Annotated in this window: 9 protein-coding genes and 3 pseudogenes; 1 reads left to right on the forward strand and 11 read right to left on the reverse strand. The window is 58.2% G+C overall.

Annotated elements, in window-relative coordinates; translation table 11 throughout:
- Positions 1 to 26: 26 nt before the first annotated feature.
- The gene (pdeH, locus tag HA43_RS05595) at positions 27 to 797 is read right to left on the reverse strand and encodes a cyclic-guanylate-specific phosphodiesterase (protein ID WP_094111177.1); all 771 of its coding nucleotides are present in this window, start codon (positions 795 to 797) and stop codon (positions 27 to 29) included.
- Positions 798 to 1,372: 575 nt separating this feature from the next.
- Between pdeH and HA43_RS05600 the strand changes: the two are divergent.
- Positions 1,373 to 2,244: pseudogene (locus HA43_RS05600) on the forward strand (alpha/beta hydrolase).
- A 41-nt stretch (positions 2,245 to 2,285) separates the two neighbouring features.
- Here the strand turns inward: HA43_RS05600 and HA43_RS05605 are convergent.
- The 10 genes and pseudogenes from HA43_RS05605 to HA43_RS05650 form a co-directional block, all read right to left on the reverse strand.
- The gene (locus HA43_RS05605; RefSeq protein WP_094111169.1) at positions 2,286 to 3,776 is read right to left on the reverse strand and encodes a M16 family metallopeptidase; all 1,491 of its coding nucleotides are present in this window, start codon (positions 3,774 to 3,776) and stop codon (positions 2,286 to 2,288) included.
- A 245-nt stretch (positions 3,777 to 4,021) separates the two neighbouring features.
- Positions 4,022 to 5,302 carry a dicarboxylate/amino acid:cation symporter gene (locus HA43_RS05610; protein ID WP_039385674.1) on the reverse strand — a complete coding sequence of 427 codons (1,281 nt, stop codon included), beginning with the start codon at positions 5,300 to 5,302 and terminating at the stop codon, positions 4,022 to 4,024.
- A gap of 233 nt (positions 5,303 to 5,535) precedes the next feature.
- Positions 5,536 to 7,545 carry a biofilm formation regulator HmsP gene (gene hmsP, locus HA43_RS05615; protein WP_199560447.1) on the reverse strand — a complete coding sequence of 670 codons (2,010 nt, stop codon included), beginning with the start codon at positions 7,543 to 7,545 and terminating at the stop codon, positions 5,536 to 5,538.
- Between the two features lie 205 nt (positions 7,546 to 7,750).
- Positions 7,751 to 8,755, reverse strand: a complete 1,005-nt coding sequence (locus tag HA43_RS05620) for a family 8 glycosyl hydrolase (protein WP_094111171.1) — start codon at positions 8,753 to 8,755, stop codon at positions 7,751 to 7,753.
- Positions 8,756 to 8,764: 9 nt separating this feature from the next.
- Complete coding sequence (bcsD, locus tag HA43_RS05625; RefSeq protein ID WP_094111172.1) at positions 8,765 to 9,211, reverse strand: cellulose biosynthesis protein BcsD; 447 nt, start codon at positions 9,209 to 9,211, stop codon at positions 8,765 to 8,767.
- A complete protein-coding gene (locus tag HA43_RS05630; protein ID WP_094111173.1) occupies positions 9,211 to 13,011 on the reverse strand; it encodes a cellulose biosynthesis protein BcsC in 3,801 nt (1,266 codons plus the stop codon). Before HA43_RS05630 ends, bcsD begins: the two co-directional genes overlap by 1 nt.
- Positions 13,012 to 13,022: 11 nt before the next feature.
- Positions 13,023 to 15,458, reverse strand: a complete 2,436-nt coding sequence (gene bcsB, locus HA43_RS05635) for a cellulose biosynthesis cyclic di-GMP-binding regulatory protein BcsB (protein WP_094111174.1) — start codon at positions 15,456 to 15,458, stop codon at positions 13,023 to 13,025.
- A pseudogene (gene bcsA, locus HA43_RS05640) lies at positions 15,455 to 17,560 on the reverse strand (UDP-forming cellulose synthase catalytic subunit). Before bcsA ends, bcsB begins: the two are co-directional and overlap by 4 nt.
- A 54-nt stretch (positions 17,561 to 17,614) precedes the next feature.
- The gene (bcsQ, locus tag HA43_RS05645; protein WP_071668229.1) at positions 17,615 to 18,415 is read right to left on the reverse strand and encodes a cellulose biosynthesis protein BcsQ; all 801 of its coding nucleotides are present in this window, start codon (positions 18,413 to 18,415) and stop codon (positions 17,615 to 17,617) included.
- Positions 18,406 to 18,563, reverse strand: a pseudogene (locus HA43_RS05650) (cellulose biosynthesis protein BcsO); the annotation flags it as partial. The pseudogene HA43_RS05650 and the gene bcsQ, both read right to left, overlap by 10 nt.

An 18,563-nucleotide genomic window follows, 5' to 3' on the forward strand; every position in this document is an offset into this window, starting at 1 on the left:
GATAGTCGAGACGCGGTGTAACAACATCAGAGAAGCATCAACGGCAGCGATCTCAGCTCACTAAAAGGAAGCGGACGGGAAAAAAAGTATCCCTGAGCTGCAATAGCGGGTGAGGATTGTACCTGGCGCCACTCCTCTTCGGTTTCCACGCCCTCAACTATTACGCCATTGCAGTAGCGATTAATAAGCGTCAGCAGCGTTGAGAAAAGGACTCGCCCCTCTTCTGACGCGCGCAGCAGCATAAAGAGTTCACGCGATAATTTGATGTAGTCATAGCGCAGTTCGGTCAGCGCGGAAAAATTTGCCATGCCGGAGCCAAAATCATCCAGCCATAGCGGCCCCAGCTCCGGCATCTGCGCCACCATCTCCTCCTGCGGCAGCGCATGATGCTCAGTGAGTTCAAAGCGCACCCACGGCAGCTGGCCAATCAGCCGTCGCAGGGCCGGATGCTGCTGTATCGCCAGCAGCGTCGGCCCGTCAATATTGACCGATGCCACCAGCTGATGGCGGATAAAAAAGCGGGACCACGTCAACAGCAGAGTGAGTTGTTCATGCACCACATCCAGCCGCTGCTCTGTCGATAGCGCAGCAAAGTAGCTTTCCGGTGAAAGACGCTTTTCCGGCATAGCCGCGTACGTAACGGCGGTCAGCAGCTCAATCGCCAGCAGGCGGCCAGATATCTGATAAATAGGCTGAAAAGTATAAGTACGCTGGCACTGCTGCCGGAAAAATGCGATATCCGGTTGCGCATGTTTAAGAGAAACAGACAGCCGGTGTCCGGAATTCTTCATCACCATGGTTTTTTCCTGATCGGTGGTGAGTGCCTGCAGAAAGCAACCCGGCGGCAAGTATCGGCTGGTTCCTGGATAACTTTATTGCTTTGTGCAGCCATATAGGGCGTCGAGTCTAACAGCGCGCCTTTGCCTTAATCGCAGAAACAGAGGATGCTTTGTCTGCTAAATCGTCGCCGGAGGGCGATTTAAAGACTTAAGGCAAACTGACGCACCAGAAAACCGGCCGCCGGAAGGGTTCGGAAAAAGGCGCAGCCGGAGGGATTTCTCTGCTGAAATTTCCCGTGACTGGTTTGACTTACTACTCTGTTTTATCCTGTTCATTGCGCTTAGTACGCCTCTTCCATCTTTCGCACTTTATCTGAAGTGTGCACTTATTATCTTCGCTAAACATAACTGTTTAAATTCAGTCTCTTGAAAGAGAATTCCCGCCTGCCAGGTATAGTCTGATTCTCGCTGGTTATCGTTTTTTCGGCTGGACGACAACGCAAAAGAAGACCATCTTTTAATCAATAACAGCAGGACGCTGTTCCTTCGGCCGCAGAAAAACAACGACTATACGCCCTGCTCAGGACAGATTTATGCACACAGAAATTATCAATATCTGGCCATCCGGTGATGCGCCAGGCGCCAGTGACTCCCGCGCTCAGCCGCAGATTGTTGACCTGGCTAAAGAGTATGAGCCTTACGATCGCGCAGCCACCGGCGTGCGCTGCCCGGAAATGGCTATCTGGTATCCGGAAAACTCCAACGGGATCACTCTGCTGGTGGCACCGGGCGGCGGTTATCAGCGGGTGCTAATCGATCGTGAAGGCAGCGCGCTGGCCACGTTTTTACCTCGATGGGCTATACGCTGGCCGTAATGACATATCGCCTGCCCTATGACGGGCATCATGAAGGCGCGGATGCACCGCTGGCCGATGCCCAGCGGGCGGTCCGCGTGCTGCGCGAACGGGCGCAGCAGGGCAAAAACGGTAAGTACATTGTGATGATGGGCTTTTCCGCAGGCGGCCACGTTGCGGCCTCGCTGGGAACGCGGTTTAACGAGAAGCTCTATCCGGTCCAGGATCGTATCGATGCGCTCTCACCGCGCCCCGACGCTATGGTGCTGATCTACCCGATTATCAGTATGCGTGACGGCCTGGCACACGAAAGTTCACGCACGCGCCTGCTGGGCGCCTGGCCGGATCAGAAAAGTATCGATGCCTATTCGCTGGAGACGCGCGTGCACGCGCAAACACCGCCAGCCCTGCTGATCCATGCGGCTGACGATGAAGCGGTTTCCGTTAACCACAGCATGCTGTTCTTCAGCGCGCTGCGTGAACATAAAATTCCGGCCGAGATCCATTTTTATCAGAAAGGCGGGCACGGTTTCGGTATCCGCGGCGTAGCCGATCTGCCACTGGCAAGCTGGCCGATGCTGGTCACCGAATGGCTGCGGGCGAAAACCTGACGTTGTTACGCCCTGCGCGGAATTCATCACAGGGGGCGCATTTATGCGCCCCGATCGGTGCTGTTTTCTGCTTTACTGCTTTCGTCCGGGGCCGGTGCGGCGGGCGCATCAGGCACCGCCATCACCTTGTTCCAGCTCTCCTGCAACATCTTCACATTGGTCTCTGCTTCGCCCTGTGGCTGGATCAGTACCATAGTCAGCTCCTGCGTCAGCTGCTGGCGCAGTTCCTGGTTAAGCTGCTCACGCGTTAACTCACTCAGGAAAGACTGGCGCAGTTTCTGATACTGCTCGGGAGCAATATCCACTACCGCATTCTGCTGCGAGCGCAGGCGCTGCCCCATCAGAATGTCAGTATCCGTACGGGCGTAGGTGGTAAACAGCTTATTCAGCTCCAGCAGCTTCTGCGCCATAAGCGCATCAAATTCATCCTGCGGCAGCCCTTTATCGCGAACCACGGCCAGCGCTTTAGCGATCTGATTCATGTTTTGTGGCAGTGACGCGTTGGGACTCTCCATATTGATGGAGCACTGCGCACGCTGATAAAGCACGCGGCAGTCAAAGCCGACCTGCACATTTTGCGCTTTATTATCTGCCAGCGCGCGCTGCACGTGCCAGAACAGCGCTTCCCGCGCCAGATCGCTCTGCCAGTAACGTTGCAGATACTGCGATTCGCGAATCGGTTGCCACGACGTATCCCATACCAGCGACAGCCGATCCTGTGCCAGAGAGCCATCAACCAGATTGACCGGCTGATGCGGCAGCGGCGACAGCGTGGGCAGTGGTGCCGGCGTATCGCGTTTTCCTTTCAGCGTTGCGAAAGTCTTGCCAATCTGCTCCATGATAGTGCGGCTGTCGACATTACCAACCACATAGAGCGTCATATTATCTGGCGTATACCACTGCTGATAAAAACTGTTCAGCTGCGCGGGATCGACCGGCGCGCGCGGTGGCTCACCGGGGTCGTGCGCCAGCATGGTTGAGCCTTTCAGGCGGTAGCGCCACCAGACATCCTGCGTGTCAGATGGCCAGGTGGCGATGGGATCGGTCGCGCTTAATGCCGTCGCGACCACCTGCTCATTAATGCTCATCTTACCCGCGGTCGCCGCCAGCCAGTTTAACGCTTCTTTAAGCAGTTCTGGCCGGTTGTTGGGCAGACTGAGGTTGTACTGAGTGTAGTCGTATGACGAGATCGCTGGCGGCAGCGGACGCTGCGGATCCATCGCCTGCTGCCACAGTGCACGCTGCTGATTGGTATCCAGCGCGGTGTTATGCACCATCGCCAGGCGCGGTAACAGATGACTGAAGCCGGTCTGCTGAGCGCTCTCCGCCAGCGAGCCGGTATTAACCACCAGGCGAAGCTCAATGCGATCGCTGGGACGTTGTGGTGTGGTCAGCAGCTGCCAACTGAACCCGTTGTCCAGTTTGCCCTCCTGCCAGGCGGGATCGGGCTGAAGTGTTTCGGCGTGCGCGCCGAAACCGGTTGCTGCAAGCAGCAAGCCGCCAACCAAAAGCCGAATTCTGGTGCCCTGCATGTGAACCCCTAATCAAACAGATAAACGCTTGTTAGCACGGACTGACTGGCCACCGGGAAAGCGGCCCGCGCGGCGTATTGCCGCCGCGTTTATTTAATGACAGTTCCTTTGACCACAGGATGGCCAGGAAGTCGCGCAACAAGGAAAAAAATCGGGAAAAAAATCAACGGGGTTTATTATGCAAATGCCCGCTGTCAGGGCAAGTGACAGCGGGCATTTAATCGGAAATTAACGCAAATTGCGGATTATGCGCCGGTATGAGAGACGTGATTGACCTTTTTCGCTGAAGAAAGCGTCTCTTTCATCTGGTTTTCATCCAGCTGACCCACCCACTTAGCCACCACCACCGTGGCTACGCCGTTACCGACCAGATTAGTCAGCGCACGCGCTTCGGACATAAAGCGGTCGATGCCCAGAATCAGCGCCAGGCCCGCGACCGGCAGATGCCCTACCGCAGAGAGCGTCGCGGCGAGAACAATAAAGCCGCTTCCGGTAACGCCCGCCGCGCCTTTCGAGGAGAGCAGCAGAACCACCAGCAGGGTGATCTGATGGAAGATATCCATATGAGCGTTGGTCGCCTGCGCAATAAACACGGCGGCCATGGTCAGATAGATTGAGGTGCCATCCAGATTAAACGAGTAGCCCGTTGGAATAACCAGCCCCACCACCGATTTTTTGCAGCCGAGGCGCTCCATCTTATCCAGCATGCGCGGCAGCGCTGATTCAGACGATGACGTACCCAGCACAATCAGCAGCTCTTCTTTGATATAACCGATAAATTTGAAGATGTTAAAGCCAGCCCAGCGCGCAATTGCGCCCAGCACGATCACGACAAACAGGATACAGGTAATATAGAAACAGATGATCAGCTGGCCAAGCTGCACCAGCGAGCCGACACCATACTTACCGATGGTGAAGGCCATGGCACCAAACGCCCCGATAGGTGCCAGGCGCATAATCATGTTGATCACGCCAAAGATCACTTTTGAGAAGCTTTCGATAACGTTGAACATCACGGTACCGGCGCTGCCGAGGCGATGCAGTGCGAAACCAAACAGAATAGCGAACAGCAGCACCTGCAGAATGTTGCCGCTGGCAAAGGCACCAATGACGCTGCCCGGGATGATATCAAGCAGGAACGCGATCACACCCTGCTGTTCTGCCTGCTGTGCATAAACGGCTACCGCTTTCGCATCCAGGGTGGCGGGATCCACGTTCATTCCTGCGCCAGGCTGAACCACGTTCACTACCACCAGTCCGATGATCAGCGCGATAGTACTGACGATTTCAAAATAGAGCAGCGCTACGGCGCCAGTGCGTCCAACGGCTTTCATGCTCTCCATGCCGGCGATACCGGTCACCACCGTACAGAAGATTACGGGGGCGATGATCATCTTGATCAGCTTTACAAAACCATCACCAAGCGGCTTCATTTGCGCGCCTAATTCGGGATAGTAATGGCCTAACAGAACGCCGATGCCGATGGCAACCAGCACCTGAAAGTAGAGGCTTTTAAACAGTTTCATAACAGGTGTCCAGGTAGAGACGGCATTCACCGCCTGTGTCAGGGAGAAACGCATGCGGCAAGCCGCCTGAGAGCGTAAAACCTTACCGATAAACTGAAAATAACACCCTGTTAACAGGATGAGTATCCCCTGACATTCCTTACAAAAGTTACAAAACTCTAACTATGAACTGAAACGCTTCAGCTGGCGCTATGGCGCGGTTTCTGCAGAACAATCAATTGATAAGGTCACTATCACGTGCGTGAACAGCGCTGCAGCCAGCCCTGTTCAAAGATGGTAAGCGGCAGCGCTTCGGCATAGAGGTAGCCCTGACCGATAGTGATGCCACGCGCCAGCAGCCAGTCGCGCTGCTCCGCCGTTTCCACCCCTTCAGCCACAACATCCGCATCCACAATCTTTGCCACAGCGGCCACAATGCGCACCATAGTGTCATCGTCCGGCAGCGCGGCGACAAAGCTGCGGTCCATCTTCAGCTTATTAACCGGTAACGCTTTAAACTGATGCAGATAATTGAGATTGCAGTAGCCCATACCAAAATCGTCCAGCGCAACGGCAACTCCGGTCTGCTGCAGCGCGAGCAGCAGCGCCATCGCCTGTTCGGCATCACCTATTCCGGCGGTTTCGGTGACTTCCAGCACTAAAGAACCCGGCCGGATGCGATGCCGTTCCAGCAGGCTCTGCAGATGCGTCACCATGCCGCTGTCGCGCAGCTGGACGGCCGAAATATTTACGCTCAGCGGCAGCGTAATCCCCCGTCGCTGCCAGCCGGCCAGAATGCGGCACGCCTCTTCAAATACCCAGCGACCGATGGCGGAAATCACGCCGATCTCTTCCGCGCTGGCGATGAACTCTTCCGGCAGCCCGAAGCTGCCATCCGCCATCCGCATACGCAGCAGCGCTTCAGCCCCCGTCAGCTCACCGGTTGCCATGTTAAGCTGGGGCTGCAGATAAAGCGCAAACTCACCCTCCTGCAGCCCCTGCAGAATGTCATGCTCCTGCGTCAGCCGCTTCTGCGCCCGTTCGGTCAGTACCGGATCAAAAAACAGGATCTGATTTTTCCCCTGATGCCGCGCTGACATCATGGCTGACGTCGCCCGATCCAGCTGCTCGCGGGCAGAGCAGAGGCTCTCGTCAGAGAGCGACAGCCCGATACTGGCATTCGGTCGCAGCTGCAGCTGATACAGATTGACCGGCTGATTGATACGCAGCATCAGGTTTCGCGCCAGGCGCATCGCGCGGAATGGATTGTGCGCCCGCTTCAGCAGCAGCGCAAAATCGCTGGGCCCTGTCTGCGCCAGCAGCGTGTGGTCATCAATCGTGCTGCGGATTTTCTCGACCAGCGTCAGCATCAGCGCATCGCGCTGCTCATCGCTCAGCACGCCGTTGGCTTCCTGCAGCGTTTCGATACGGATAACCATGACGCTCCAGGGCTGCTGCCGGTGACGCTGCTGCAGATGCTGGTCGAGCAGCGCCAGGAACAGCGTGCGGTTAGGCAGATCCGTCACGGCAAAATGGGTGGTCAGCCGGCTCATCTCATCGTGAACGGACTCCAGCACCTGCTGATTGCGGTTATAGCTGCGGATCAGCATGCCTATCTCATCATCGCGGTGATTTCCGGGCAGCGTAAGCTTATGTGTCAGGATGGCTTGCGGCGGCAGCTCCTGCAGCTCGCGTGAAATATCGCGCAGCGGGTGCACCACCAGACGGTTAATACACCAGCTAATGGCGACCGAGAGAATCAGCGCCATCAGCAGCCAGCTGGTGATCATGGTTGAGAGCGTACTGAGCAGAAACTGGTAAACGCGCGAGGAGTCCGCCTGAAGCACCAGATAGGCGATGGGCTTTGGCATGCCGCCCCGCTCTATCGCATACAGCGGCAGCGTGATCTGCACCGGCAGTTCAAACAGCCGGGCGACCAGACGCGGAACCGGCTTTTCCGGTGCAAAATCGGCGTGCAGCGCCTGAAACGCATTGGGCAGCACCACATCGGCCCGCGACAGGATACCGGCGGGTTTCAGTGTATTAAGAATATGCTCCGCCTGAGGGATGTCCGCTTTCAGCACCGCCTCTGAGAGCGGCTGGCGTACCGTGTGCGCCACATTCTCCATCTGCTGGGCGTAATCAACCCTGCGCTGCTGCACAAAATGAAAAAGCTGGATAACGATAAAAATCGTGATCGTCACCAGCACAACCGCAGACACGGCTGCCATTTGCTTGATGGTTAACGAGCGACTGACGCGCAACAAAATTTCTCCCGGCCGCAATGCCGCCATAATCCGCAGTGATAGTAGCCTGAATGCGCAGCAAGTATATCCCAGGTCTCAGACGTTGTACGCCGCGATAAGGGTGAAAATCATCGGTCGGAAGGAAGAGAGGCGCGTTTTCAGCGTTTTACCCGTTGCCGGGCGCGGAGAACGCGAGCGCGCACCGCGCGCTCGCAGGAGAGTATTAACCTTTTTCCTGCCAGGCAAGCCACACTAATAGCTGCAGGCTGGCAGAGAAGTAATTCTGTTCCGGCTGAATGCGGTCGCTGAGATGACCGGTCTGGTTCAGCGTCAAATCGCGTACCGCTGTCAGGCCGCCTTCCATATTGTAAGGCGCCGGGCTGTTAGCCAGTACGTCGAACCAGGCCGGCGTGGTCTGACGCGGATAGCCCTGCCAGACGTGCTGAAAAGGCACCAGCCGCAGGCTCTGCGGATCGTACCACCAGATATTCAGCGGCACGCGAATCGCATCATAACTGAACCGGTTAGAGTACCCCACCGCCGGTGCGACAGAGCCATCCGCGTTCAGCGCGACCCAGTCCAGCGGCAGCGCGGTTTTACCAAACTGCATCTCACCCAGCAGCGTCAGGCCATCGTCAATGAGCGTATTCCAGACGCGCAGATGGCTCTGCTGAGCAAACGCCTGCCAGGCAGCAAACAGAAAATAGGAGGGGTTCAGCACGACGTAGCTCGACTTATTAAAGCCGTTTGCGCCAGGCAGCATAACTTTGTGTCCGGCGTAATCGATCACGTTCAGCTTAATAATTGCCCGCTGAATGCGATCGGAATCCTGCTGATAATCTCCTCCCCACTTTTGGGCCGCGCGCTGCAGCGCCCAGGCAATAAGCACATTACCGTCGCTGGCGTCGTTTTTGTCTGCCACCGGATCGGCCGCATCAGGCACATAGCGCCAGTAGAACAGGTCATTTTGCGGATTATGCAGATGCGCACGCGTCCACTGCCACAGCAGATCAAAGGTAGCGCGATCGTTATTCGCCACCGCCAGCAGCATGCCATAGCCCTGACCCTCTGTATGGCTGACGCCCTTGTTGCCGGTATCGATAATCCGGCCGTCGCTGTTCAGAAAGCGGCTTTTATAACTGCTCCAGCCGTCTGCCATCGCCTGCACGCTAAAAAATATCATCATTAAACAGAGCATCCACCGACGCCCGTGCCGCATTACATTCATTACCGCTTCCTATTGATATCGATACAGCAGCGTTGAGCCATTGTCGTTTTCCAGCGTCAGCGGTACTGCCGCGCTGCCGCCCTGATCGCGCAGCCACTGCGCATACAGCCCGCCCAGCACGGCCCCCATCGCCAGCCGCCAGCGTTCAGCCGGCAGCGTGTCGTGACCGGCCGGCAGCGCATGATGCTCAATCTGAATCGCATTTTCTGCCGGATGAATCTGCACAAAGCCCCAGTTGAAGCGGGCCAGCTGCAGATTCATCTCCCGCTCCAGATCCTGCACGGTACGTGAAGCCGGCAGCGGATAGCGCATCGCCAGCGTCTCCCCGGTGCTGGCCAGAAAAGCCGTGGCTTCATCACCGCCGTTCTCCAGCACGCTCTCTGTCATCACGCAGACCAGGTCAAACCAGCCAGGCTGATGCGACCAGGTCACGCGTGCGGTGGGTTGCTCGCTCATCAGTTATCTCCAAACATATAGCGGAAGTAGAGATTGGCAGTGCTTTCGTTGTAGTCGCCAAAGGTGTCATACCCCAGCTGCCCGCCAATCGTGACATCTTTATTAATTTTATAATCCGCACCGGCGTGCAGGTTGTAACCTATGCCGTTTTTACTTTCACCGCTGTAGTAAGCACTTCTGACAAAGCCGCGATCGGCCAGACTCTGCAGCTGCGACTGCAGCGCAGCATCGTCCGGGAAGTAGGCGCTCTTATCCTGGCTGTAAGACTGATACCCTACCGATCCCCCGACGTTGACTTTCAGATCGTCAAACTGACGGCTGAAATTCACCGGGAATGAAACGGACGCATAGTTCTGCGGGCTGAAATAGCCGCCCTGGCCATAACTGAAATAGCTGAGATTTTTGGAGAAATCCATCCAGGAGAGATTCATTCCCACTTTCAGCTCGCGATCGTCGTAGTGGAAAGGCCGTACATAAACGCCAGCGGTTGCCTGAACGCTCTGGTTGCTCGCCACATTTTCGCCAATGTAGCTATAAGCGCCGCCGCCGGCATAAAGTCCGGCATCGCCGTTGTCATAGCTCAGCAGGGCATTCGCGCCATTTTTTGTTACGCGTCCCCAGCGTTTGCCGCTGGTTTTATCTTCTGCTCCCACATACGAAAGCAGGCTGTCGGTCATGGCACGGCGTTCACCGGTCAGGATCAGCGTCAGGAAATCAGTCAGCTTCGGTGACCACTGGATCCCGCCCACCAGCGTGCTGAGATCCTGGCCCAGCGGCGTGCTGCCGAGATCGATTTTATAGCTGTCGCCCTTCAGCGCCATGTTCAGCTCAACGCCGGAAGCGGACTGCGAATCGGTGGCTGAAGCGGGAACGTCCGTGATTTTCGCATCCCCGGCTGCCACGACATTGCCCTGCACCAGCGCATTGCTGCCAAAGCGGCGCCATGCATCTCCGCCAGCGCTGCCCGCGGTCAGTGAAACCGGCGTAACGGTAAAATCAAACCGCGACTCGCCAAACGGCACCGTGGAAAAGGTCAGCGGCGCTTTCGCTTCGGTCAGCTTACTCAAGCCTGACTCGCCATCGCGTCCGCGCACCTGCATCTGTCCCTGTACCCAGGTCCCGGTTTTCTCCTGCAGCGCGTCCATCATCGTGTCAATCTGATGCAGCGTCTGGTTCTGCTGCAGCACAGGCGTATTGGCTGCCAGCGCAGTGTCTGCTGTGCGGCTTACTGTTGGTGCGTTCTGCCACGGCATGACCGCGCCATAGCTGGAAGAGGAACGGCCAACCGGCGAGGTGCTGCGGTTAATAAAGGGATTGTCTGCCAGCGCCAGTCCGCCAACCACAGGTACGCTGCCGCTTTGCGCGCCCTGCAGACCAATCATTTTACCGCGTGCGGTACGCAGATAACGCATCGCTTCGCCGTGCTCGCCGTTGGCTTCCGCTACGCGCGCCAGCAGCAGCAGCCGCTCCGGCGTCTCTTCATTGCGCAGTCCGCGCGTCAGCGTATTCGCCCTGCTGATATCATTCTCTGCCAGCGCCACGTTAATGGCCCCGGTGCGCGCATCCTGTTGCGGCGTATCCTGCGTGATCAGATAGTCATAGACCACGCCCGCCTCTTTGTTCATTTTGCCGGACTGATAGAGACGCGCCATGGCAAACATCAGATCGCGGTTTTGCGGATCCTGCTGCAGCGCACCCACCAATTTGTCATAGGCCGCCGCATACTGTTTCTGCTCACGCAGGCGATCTACTTCATTGATCAGATAGCCGTTGCGCACATCAGCCAGCTGCGCTGCCGTACTGCGCGCCTGCAGTTCAGGCGAGCTGAGAAAACGCTGCGCTTCACCGCTCAACCCGGCCTGGTTGAGCACCGTGACCTGCGTGGCATAGTCCCCGGCGTTACCCTGCACGCCGCGCTGCATGTTGCTGCGTACCACCGCCACGGCGCTGGTGAGATCGCCCGCTTTCGCCAGTTTCTCCGCCAGATTGCCGGCGTCAACCGGATTAGCCGGCGGGGCAGCAGCCAGCGCGCGCAGCGTATTCGCCGCCGCCGCATCCGAGCCCTGTGCCAGATACTGATCGGCCGTTGCCATTTGCAGATTAAAGTTAACGCGCTGCGCCAGTTCACGCATTGCGCCGGTTTTACTGCGATCGGGAATACGTGCCAGCAGCTGGCTCGCCTGCTGCCACGCGCCGCTTTCGCTGGCGTTGAGCGCACCGGCATAGAGTTCGCTGCTGGTCGCGCCATTGCGCATCACCGGCTGCATCACATTGGCTGCCATCAGCGTATTGCCCTGCGCGCGGTAGAGCCGCGCCAGATCCAGACGCAGCCAGCCATCGGTGGGATAGCGCTGTACGCCGCTGGTCAGCGTGGCGATCGCGGCGGCGCTGTTGCCTGCGGCCTGCTCGCGTTTCGCCTGTGCCCGGATGGGATCGCTGTTATTACCGCGTGGCGCCACGCTCTGCCGCACGCTGTCGGGCAGTGAGGCGAGCAGGCTGTTAGCTTCAGCGCTGCGGTTCTGCTGGCGCAGCACATAGAACAGTCCCTCTTTGGCGCTGCGGTTATCCGCATCGCTTTGCAGGATCGCACGGTAGGTTTGTTCCGCCTGCTGCAGCTGATTGGTGCGGCGCTGCACATCGGCACGGAACAGTTTTGCCGCCACGCCTTTTTCGCCTTCAGCCTGGGTCAGCGGCTCGCTCAGCGCCAGCGCCTGCGCACTGTCGCCGCTTTTCAGCGCCTGCTGAGCGGCGGCAAGCTGCGCGTAAAAGCGGGCATCCGCCGCCTGCTTCTGCCGCGCATCGCTCTGATCGCCACCCAGCTGTGCCGCCCGGTTCAGGTAGTCTGCGGCTTCAGCGTAGCGCCCGGCGCGCTGCGCAACATAGCCCATGCCCGCCAGCGCATCCGCATCCTGCGGGTTCGCCTGCAGCACTTTTTCAAAGCTGGACTGCGCACCGCTGACATCGCCGCTGTTCAGGGCCGTAAAGCCGGCGCCCTTTTCCGCGCCGCCCACGTTTTTACGGTAGTAATCCACTACCGCGTTATCCTGAGGATGACGCTGCTGCCAGGTCTGATAGAGCGCAGCGTCCTGAGCCTGCGGTGCCAGCCAGAGCAGCGCCTGACGCAGCGAGCGGTCAGCCTCTTTATTGCCGTCAGCCATACCGGCCAGCAGCTCAATCCCCTGGCGACGGGTCGGCTCCTGATAGGTCATCGCCTTGCCCAGCGCCAGCTGCGCACCGGTATCCTGCGGATGATCGGCGGCAAACTGCCGCAGCGCTTCAACCGCCTGCGGCAGCAGCGTGCGATCGCCGGCCATGGTCAGATAATATTCAGCGGCGACGCTCGGCGGTGGCTCGTTACCGCTGAAGGTGTTGCGCCACGTCTGCAGCGCTGCGGCGATGTTGCCGCTGCGTGCCTGCTGACGCGCCAGCGATAGCTGCGCCTGCGGAATACTCTGCAGCTGACGGGCGTTATCCAGTTCGGCCAGATGCGCATCGTTGGGCGAAACGGCACTCAGCCGCGCACGCCACTGCGCTGCCTCGGCGGTACTTCCGGTCTGCTGGGAGTAGAGCGCCAGCAGATAGAGCGCCTGGGTATTATTCGGCTCCGCCTGCAGGATTTTCTGCAGCGACGCCTTTGCCAGATCGTCATGCGCTTTCTGATGCCAGTAGGCAGCCTGGTCAAACAGCGCCTGCAGCGCAGGATTGTTGCTCTCTGCCGCCAGCAGCGGCTGAGAGAGCGTCAGCGCCCCGCCCAGCAGCAGGGCGTGGCGGATGCCGGCACTCAGTATATTTTTATGCATTCTTTTTATCCTTACTTCCTGCCGGACTGACTGTCTGCTTTGGGGTTAAGACGCCGCCATGCGTGACGCTTCAGCATGAGCCAGGCGCTGCTGCCGATCAGCACGGCAACCAGCAGCGCGGCCAGCGCCATCAGCACCGAGTGCTGGTTGGCGTACCACACCACCATCATGTACCACGGCATCTCTCCGCTCGGAAACTGCGGGCCAACGCGGAAGCTGCGGATCCCGTTCTCATCGGTAATGATGGCGGTATCGCCGCGAATACCGGCGTTGATGCGCGCTGAATTAAGATCGTCATGCAGGCGCAGCAGCTGCTGATCGCTGGTGGCCACCGTCATCACCACCAGCCGGTCGGCACTCCACGGCGAGCGATAGCTGACAAAACCGCGCCATGCCTCATTAGAGGAGAAGTAGCGATCGGCGTCCAGCTGCTGACGATACCAGTCGCCGGTCAGCCAGCCGCGCAGCTTATCCTTCAGGCCTGGCTCGTTAACGCTCAGCGTATTGCCGCTGGTCTGCCACGGCGTGCCGTGCAGCATCTGCTGCGTAAAAGCACTGTGCTGCATGGTACTGACCGCCAGCACATCACTCTGCTGCAGCCGGCTCAGATTGGTGCCGCCTTCAGGCAGGCCAAACAGTACCTGATTCTGTACCAGCGCAACGCCGGTTGCGTTACCCGCGCGCGCCGCCATATCGAGCAGCGTGGCGATCTCCGCATCACCCGGTTTTTCCGGCAGCAACAGCGTGGTCTGCGAGAAGTCTGCCAGGCGCGTGAACGGGAACGCGGCTCCGACAAAGTAAGAGAGGTTCGGCAGCATGGTAAAGTGACGGGTGTGGCTCAGATCGATCCACGAATCCTCTTCAATGCGGCTTTTAATGTTGTTGTTAAGCAGTACGCCGCACGGCGCATCCGCTTTTGGCTTGATATTAAAGTAGAGCGCCAGCTGGTTATCGCCGTAAATCAGATATGGCTCCAGCTTCAGGGTGTAGTGCTCCTGACGCGCGTCGCCCCCCAGGCGGTGCCAGGCGCTCTCCAGCAGGCCGACTTTGTTAACCGTCAGGTTACGCAGGAAAGTCCCGTTGAGGGCGACATTCAGGAACGAATTGTTTTCGTCGATCCAGCTTTCAGTGGGAAAACGGTAGTTCAGGTTGACCGGGATCGTATCGCCATCCCATAAAAACAGATCGGGCGCCGCGCGGAAGTTAACGCGCAGCGCGTCATGCCAGATACCGGTCGTGGTCAGGCTCTGATCTTTGCGCAGCAGTTCACTCAGGCGTACCGGACGTGAGGTGTTGATCCAGCGCGGGGCATCATAAGGCTTACGCTGGGCCAGCGGCTGCGGCTGCACAGCAAGCTGGCTGGCATCGGTAGTCAGCGGTTTGGTTGTCAGACGATTCGCCGCCTGACGCAGCTGTGCGTCATCGCTGCCCACAATCAGCAGCAGTTTATAGACCGGATTATCCGGGTTATCGATCACCTGCAGCAGCGGGCCATTGCTGGCCGGCAGCGTCACGATGCCGATTTTGTCGCCCGGATGCCCGACCAGAATACCGTTGCGCTCTGGCAGTGCGCCGCGACTCACCGGAAAACGTATACCGCGGTAGTCAGACTGAATGCCCATCCACGACGCCACCAGTGCGGCAGCGCTCACCGCATCCGGCGTTACGCTGCTGGCAAAACCAAAGGTGACGCTGGCCGGCGTCATACGCTGCGCATCAATAAACGGACGCGGGAAGTTGCGCAGGCTGGTGCCGATATTCAGCTGCTGGCCCTCCAGGCTCAGCGTGGTTTGCGGCAGAATCGTTACCTGATACTGCTGTGTGCTCTCTTTTTCACACAGCAGCTTATCCGCATCGTTGATTTTAAAGCTGAGGTTGTTATCTGACACTACCATTGCAGCCGGAATATCCAGCTGATAGTCGCTGACGTCGCTGTCGCTGGAGCCGAGCGGCAGCGTGCCGAGCGGCTGTCCGTTCAGCATCAGCTGCAGCGACGTATTGCGCGCGGCCAGCGCTGATGAGACGCGCAGCGACAGGTTGAGCCGTGCGTTGGTAACCACCTCATCACCGGGCAGGGTAAAGACAATGCCCGACTGCAGCTGCCCGCCGGTCAGGGTGATACCCTGCTTCTGCCCCATCTGCGACACCGAAATGGTGCTGCTTACCGGCTGGTTAAGAATGGCGCTTCCGGTATCAGGCGCAGGCAACAGGATTGCCGGCGCTTCAGCCTCAGCTGGCGCGGCAGTACTGCTCTCCGGCGTGTACGGGGCGGCCCCGGCCGCCTGCTGCAGCTGCGCGTCAGCCGTGCTGTCGAGCCCTTCCGGCGGCGGCACGGCTGACAGCGCACTGCTGTCCTGCGTAACCGCAGGCTCTTCAGCCTGAACCGATGTCAGCAGCAGTGCGGTCGCCAGCGAACTGGCGAGCAGCGTTTGCGTTAATTTCTTCATGCTGCGCTGTCCTCTTTCGCCGCAGGCTGGTCATCACGCTTGTGCTTCTCGCGGCGATCTTTCCAGGTCAGCCAGAACAGCTCAAAAACGGTACGAATAATAGTGCCGATCGATACCAGCGGATTATCCTGCTTATACTCCGGCTGGATCCACGCATCCGCTCGCGCCAGCACCACGCGAACCAGCTCGCGGCGACGCGCCAGCGGCATCGCGCCAAAGCGCAAACGGATTGTCTCTGCATCGCCGGAAATTTTACTGACCGGGATAGTGATAGTGCCGGACTTCAGCAGCAGATCGATCTCTTCAATCTCATCCATTTCATGCCGGTTGTCAGGCGCATCCAGCTGCGCGCCGCCCATCGAGAGATCGCTGGTGCGGGTACGCGACGAAATCCCGCTGGCGTAGTGGATCACAGCCGGGATCTGCACCTCAATACGAATGGTTTTACGCACCTGCTTGGTTTCGCGCGCCACGGCGATGGCCGCCATCAGAATAATCAGACTGAAAATAGCCCAGCCAACGTTAAGCGCGATAACCCAGGGATCGACCCCGAAATAGTCATGCGCCGTCGCGCGGACCACGCCGGCCACAATGCCGATGGAGAGCAGCGTCGCGACAATGACGTGCGGCCGTACGATATGGAAATCAAAGAAGCCCTGATCGAGCAGACCGCCTTTATCCGTTACGTTGAACTTGCCATGTTTCGGCGACAGTAGCGTCAGCAGGGTCGGGATGACCAGATGGAAGCACATCACCGTTTCGTAAATCTCTCCCCAGAAGGTATAGCGGAAGCGGCCATTCATACGGGAGTTAACGTAGAGCGACATCACCAGATGCGGCAGCACATAGGCGAAGATCAGCGACGCCGAAGAGTGGATGATATTCAGGTTAAACAGCAGATAAGCCAGCGGCGCGGTAAGAAACGCCACGCGCGGCAGGCCAAACTGAAAGTGCAGCATGGCGTTGAGGTAGCAGAGGCGCTGCTGCCACTTCAGACCACGGCCAAACAGCGGATTATCCACGCGGAAAATCTGCGTCATGCCGCGCGCCCAGCGGGTACGCTGAATAACGTGCAGGCCGAGGCGTTCCGTTGCCAGACCGGCCGCCAGCGGGATCGCCAGAAACGCTGAGCCCCAGCCGCGACGCTGCATTTTCAGCGCGGTGTGCGCGTCTTCCGTCACGGTCTCAACGGCAAAGCCGCCAATCTCTTCCAGCGCGCTGCGCCGGATAACGGCACAGGAGCCACAGAAAAAGGTCGCATTCCAGTTGTCATTGCCCTGCTGTACCGGACCATAAAACAGCGATCCCTCGTTAGGAATAGAGCGGGCGGCACGCAGGTTGCGCTCGAACGGATCGGGAGAGTAGAAATAGTGCGGCGTCTGCAGCAGGGCCAGCTTCGGATCTTTCAGGAAGGGGCCGACCGTTGCCTGCAGGAACGCGCGCGTGGCGACGTGATCGCAGTCGAATACGCAGATCAGCTCGCCTTTGGTAATGGTCATCGCGTGATTAAGATTGCCCGCTTTGGCGTGCCGGTTGTCATCACGCGTGATATAGCCCACGCCTACGTCAGCGGCGAATACCGCAAACTCGCTGCGCTTGCCGTCATCCAGCAGATAGACTTTGATTTTATCGCGCGGGTAATCGATACACTGCGCCGCCAGCACGGTATCGCGCACCACGTCCAGACTTTCGTTTTAGGTCGGTACGTATACATCCACCGTGGGCCACAGGCGGGTATCATCCGGCAGCGGTTCAATCGTACGCTTTAAAGGCCAGGTGGTCTGCAGGAACCCGAGAATTAAGATCAGCCAGACGTAAAGTTCAGCCAGATATAAGCCAATGCCGAGAATAGCTTCGATCTCGGAATTAAACTCCAGCGTTTCGGTAGTGCGCCACCAGATATATCGGGTCGACATCAGCGCGGAAAGAATAACCATTACCACGGTTATTTTACGGCTTTTGCTGAAGCCCAGTAAAAACATCATCCCGATGCTGATTAAACCAAAAATATATTGTTTCTGGCTGTCCATAGGCGTGATGATGATTACCGCCGCCACCGGCGCGAGCACCAGCAGCAGCAGGTAAAACCCGAGTTTACTCATGAGTCACCCTGAAAAAGCGTTATAAATTATCTGAGCCGGGCCTGAGCCCGGCTATTAATACTGGCTGCGGATAGGCGCCTGAACTTCACCGTTGCCGACCTGAATACTGAGCAAATTAGCCACGCGCTTTGCCACCAGTTCAATATCGAAGGCGGCCGCAGACGCGGGGCTGAAATCGTACACTGACTGCTGTGATGCATTCGCTTCCGCCACGCTTTCATCGCGGTGGACAACGCCGAGCAGGCTATCGCCCAGACGCTGCTGCATAAATGATGTGACTTCCCGGCTGATATTGCGGCGATTGTCGCTTTGGTTCAGCACAAAATAGTGGCCATGTTTATTATTCAGCGGCTGACCAATCATGCGGTTATTTTCAATTTGCGGCAGCAGAGAGACGGATGCCGTATCCGCAAGCATGACTACTAAATGCATATCGGCAAGTTGCTGCATCGCTTTAAGCGCCGGCCCCGGACCGGGAGGAAAATCGGCCACAATTACCAGGCCGGGATAATTCAGCACGGTATCGAGACCGCGCCGCAAAAAATGGGTGTCGCTGGCAAGCTTGTGCTCAAAGCGTTCACGCTGCTCCTCTGTGACGTCGCCGTAGGGCAGCACAAAAATATTGCCGCCGGTGGTCAGAATCGACTGGCTCCAGTCAGCCTGCTCTTCAGAGCGCGCAACAAAGCCGCGGCCATCCTGCAGCGGGACGCCAAAATGCAGACGCAGCGCATTCTGCACATCAAAATCGATTGCCAGCACCTTGCTGCCGGCGCGCGCCAGACTCCATGCAAGGTTGGCCGCCATGGTGGTCTTCCCTACTCCCCCTTTTGGCGAGCACACACAAACTAACGGCATAACGCAATCTTCTCCAGTAGCGGTTTGAGGAGTGTTTCTTTGGACAATACGGCGGGTTCAGCCGGACGCGAGCGAAACAGCGTGCTGAAGCGGGCAGAGGCGGGCGGAGCGACAGGCGCTGCCGCTGCTGCGACCGGCATCGCGCTGG

The sequence above is a fragment of the Pantoea eucrina genome (assembly GCF_002095385.1).
Taxonomy (GTDB): Bacteria; Pseudomonadota; Gammaproteobacteria; order Enterobacterales; family Enterobacteriaceae; genus Pantoea; species Pantoea eucrina.

Bases quoted from the DNA above. Each gene is read 5' to 3' on its own strand.
- HA43_RS05630 (WP_094111173.1), bottom strand. From the start codon at position 13,011: ATGCATAAAAATATACTGAGTGCCGGCATCCGCCACGCCCTGCTGCTG.
- HA43_RS05620 (WP_094111171.1), bottom strand. From the start codon at position 8,755: ATGAATGTAATGCGGCACGGGCGTCGGTGGATGCTCTGTTTAATGATG.
- bcsB (WP_094111174.1), bottom strand. From the start codon at position 15,458: ATGAAGAAATTAACGCAAACGCTGCTCGCCAGTTCGCTGGCGACCGCA.
- bcsQ (WP_071668229.1), bottom strand. From the start codon at position 18,415: ATGCCGTTAGTTTGTGTGTGCTCGCCAAAAGGGGGAGTAGGGAAGACC.
- HA43_RS05605 (WP_094111169.1), bottom strand. From the start codon at position 3,776: ATGCAGGGCACCAGAATTCGGCTTTTGGTTGGCGGCTTGCTGCTTGCA.
- HA43_RS05610 (WP_039385674.1), bottom strand. From the start codon at position 5,302: ATGAAACTGTTTAAAAGCCTCTACTTTCAGGTGCTGGTTGCCATCGGC.
- pdeH (WP_094111177.1), bottom strand. From the start codon at position 797: ATGGTGATGAAGAATTCCGGACACCGGCTGTCTGTTTCTCTTAAACAT.
- bcsD (WP_094111172.1), bottom strand. From the start codon at position 9,211: ATGAGCGAGCAACCCACCGCACGCGTGACCTGGTCGCATCAGCCTGGC.